The sequence below is a fragment of the Arthrobacter sp. sptzw32 genome, assembly GCF_059089735.1.
Window position 1 is genome coordinate 1 of the sequence record NZ_JBNHEZ010000015.1, and the last position, 3,849, is coordinate 3,849.

The 3,849-nt window shown below is 54.8% G+C and carries 2 rRNA genes; both read left to right on the forward strand.

From position 1 onward, the window contains the following. Window positions 1-167 (forward strand): 16S ribosomal RNA (locus AC5RVN_RS17385); the annotation flags it as partial. 500 nt (window positions 168-667) lie between these two features. Continuing rightward, window positions 668-3,795, forward strand: a 23S ribosomal RNA gene (locus AC5RVN_RS17390). Window positions 3,796-3,849 lie beyond the last annotated feature (54 nt).

The window sequence follows — 3,849 nt, forward strand, 5'->3', positions numbered from 1 at the left end:
GTTCCCGGGCCTTGTACACACCGCCCGTCAAGTCACGAAAGTTGGTAACACCCGAAGCCGGTGGCCTAACCCCTTGTGGGAGGGAGCTGTCGAAGGTGGGACTGGCGATTGGGACTAAGTCGTAACAAGGTAGCCGTACCGGAAGGTGCGGCTGGATCACCTCCTTTCTAAGGAGCACCTACAGATCGGGCGCCGCGTGTATGCGTGGTGTGTGGTTTGTCAGGAGTATATGCCCGTTGCGCAGACGATTGTTCTGCGGCGGGTGCTCATGGGTGGAATATCAACAAATAGCGGCTGTCTTTGTGCTTTTGTCTTCTAGTACGGATCCTTGTGGTCCTGGAACGGTGGCGGGGTGTGGGGGCGGTTTAGTGTTTGGCACACTGTTGGGTCCTGAAGCAACAGGACCGGGGTTTTTGTCCCGGGACTTGTGTTTCTGGTTTTCCTGGCCGGACCGATCATGCACGCTTTGGTGTGTGTGGGGTGTGTGGTTTGGGGTTGTTGTTTGAGAACTACATAGTGGACGCGAGCATCTTTTATAAGAAGCAATTTCCAAGAATATGAACCTGGATCTGGCTGCGCGTGATGGTTACTGGCCCTTTGGGGTTGGTGGTTGTTGGGTGTGGTTGGTTTTCATGGTTCTCTCGAAAATTACTGATTGATCTTTTGTGGTCAAGTTTTTAAGAGCACACGGTGGATGCCTTGGCATTAGGAGCCGAAGAAGGACGTAGGAATCTGCGATAAGCCTGGGGGAGTCGATAACCGGACTGTGATCCCAGGGTGTCCGAATGGGGAAACCCCGCCAGACGCTTCGTGTGATCTGGTGACCCGCATCTGAACACATAGGGTGCGTGGAGGGAACGCGGGGAAGTGAAACATCTCAGTACCCGCAGGAAGAGAAAACAATAGTGATTCCGTTAGTAGTGGCGAGCGAACGCGGATCAGGCTAAACCGTTCCATGTGTGATAGCCGGCGGGCGTTGCATGGTCGGGGTTGTGGGACTTTCCGTACCAATTCTGCCGGGTTGGTGGGGTGTGATGTGCAGGCATAGGTGAACGGTCTTGAAAGGCCGGCCAGAGAGGGTGTGAGCCCCGTAACCGAAATGTTGTGTACCGCCTGGATGAGTATCCCAAGTAGCACGGGGCCCGAGAAATCCCGTGTGAATCTGTCAGGACCACCTGATAAGCCTAAATACTCCCTAATGACCGATAGCGGACCAGTACCGTGAGGGAAAGGTGAAAAGTACCCCGGGAGGGGAGTGAAACAGTACCTGAAACCGTGTGCTTACAATCCGTCGGAGCAGCCTTGTAGTTGTGACGGCGTGCCTTTTGAAGAATGAGCCTGCGAGTTAGTGTTACGTCGCGAGGTTAACCCGTGTGGGGAAGCCGTAGCGAAAGCGAGTCTGAATAGGGCGTTGCAGTGGCGTGATCTAGACCCGAAGCGAAGTGATCTACCCATGGCCAGGTTGAAGCGACGGTAAGACGTCGTGGAGGACCGAACCCACTTCAGTTGAAAATGGAGGGGATGAGCTGTGGGTAGGGGTGAAAGGCCAATCAAACTTCGTGATAGCTGGTTCTCCCCGAAATGCATTTAGGTGCAGCGTTGCGTGTTTCTTACCGGAGGTAGAGCTACTGGATGGCTAATGGGCCCTACAAGGTTACTGACGTCAGCCAAACTCCGAATGCCGGTAAGTGAGAGCGCAGCAGTGAGACTGTGGGGGATAAGCTTCATAGTCGAGAGGGAAACAGCCCAGACCACCAACTAAGGCCCCTAAGCGTGTGCTAAGTGGGAAAGGATGTGGAGTTGCGAAGACAACCAGGAGGTTGGCTTAGAAGCAGCCATCCTTAAAAGAGTGCGTAATAGCTCACTGGTCAAGTGATTCCGCGCCGACAATGTAGCGGGGCTCAAGTACACCGCCGAAGTTGTGGCATTCAGATATTAGCTAAGCCCTTGTGGTTCAGGCGTCTGGATGGGTAGGGGAGCGTCGTGTGGGCAGTGAAGTCGCGGTGTAAACCAGCGGTGGAGCCTACACGAGTGAGAATGCAGGCATGAGTAGCGAAAGACGGGTGAGAAACCCGTCCGCCGAATGATCAAGGGTTCCAGGGTCAAGCTAATCTGCCCTGGGTAAGTCGGGACCTAAGGCGAGGCCGACAGGCGTAGTCGATGGACAACGGGTTGATATTCCCGTACCGGCGAAAAACCGCCCATGCTGAACAGGGGATACTAACTGCCCGAGACCTGCCTGACACCCCTTGTGGGTGAAGGGTTTTGGTGGAGCGCAGGACCTGATCCTGGGAGGCAAGCGTATTAACAGGTGTGACGCAGGAAGGTAGCCAAGCCGGGCGATGGTTGTCCCGGTCTAAGGATGTAGGGCGAACGGTAGGCAAATCCGCTGTTCATGATGCCTGAGATCTGATGGGACCCCCGTTTGGGGGGATTTGGTGATCCTATGCTGCCGAGAAAAGCATCGACGCGAGGTTTTAGCCGCCCGTACCCCAAACCGACACAGGTGATCAGGTAGAGAATACTAAGGCGATCGAGAGAATTATGGTTAAGGAACTCGGCAAAATGCCCCCGTAACTTCGGGAGAAGGGGGGCCCCAACCTTGATGGAACCACGCGTTCCGGAGGGGATCGGGGCCGCAGAGACCAGGGGGAAGCGACTGTTTACTAAAAACACAGGTCCGTGCGAAGTCGCAAGACGATGTATACGGACTGACTCCTGCCCGGTGCTGGAAGGTTAAGAGGACCGGTTAGCCGCAAGGCGAAGCTGAGAATTTAAGCCCCAGTAAACGGCGGTGGTAACTATAACCATCCTAAGGTAGCGAAATTCCTTGTCGGGTAAGTTCCGACCTGCACGAATGGAGTAACGACTTCCCCGCTGTCTCAACCATAAACTCGGCGAAATTGCAGTACGAGTAAAGATGCTCGTTACGCGCAGCAGGACGGAAAGACCCCGAGACCTTTACTATAGTTTGGTATTGGTGTTCGGAGTGGCTTGTGTAGGATAGGTGGGAGACGTTGAAGCCCGGACGCCAGTTCGGGTGGAGTCATCGTTGAAATACCACTCTGGTCACTTTGGACATCTAACTTCGGCCCGTAATCCGGGTCAGGGACAGTGCCTGATGGGTAGTTTAACTGGGGCGGTTGCCTCCTAAAAAGTAACGGAGGCGCCCAAAGGTTCCCTCAGCCTGGTTGGCAATCAGGTGTCGAGTGTAAGTGCACAAGGGAGCTTGACTGTGAGAGAGACATCTCGAGCAGGGACGAAAGTCGGGACTAGTGATCCGGCGGTACATTGTGGAATGGCCGTCGCTCAACGGATAAAAGGTACCTCGGGGATAACAGGCTGATCTTGCCCAAGAGTCCATATCGACGGCATGGTTTGGCACCTCGATGTCGGCTCGTCGCATCCTGGGGCTGGAGTAGGTCCCAAGGGTTGGGCTGTTCGCCCATTAAAGCGGTACGCGAGCTGGGTTTAGAACGTCGTGAGACAGTTCGGTCCCTATCCGCTGCGCGCGCAGGAAATTTGAGAAGGGCTGTCCTTAGTACGAGAGGACCGGGACGGACGAACCTCTGGTGTGTCAGTTGTACTGCCAAGTGCACCGCTGATTAGCTACGTTCGGATGGGATAACCGCTGAAAGCATCTAAGCGGGAAGCTCGCTTCAAGATGAGATTTCCATACACCATTGCGTGTGAGAGGCCCCCAGCCAGACCACTGGGTTGATAGGCCGGATGTGGAAGCGAGGACTAACGACTCGTGAAGCTGACCGGTACTAATAGGCCGATAACTTACACCACACACCACCGCGTGAACGGCATTCAAAAGACGTTCACACCCCGCGGTGGTAAAAA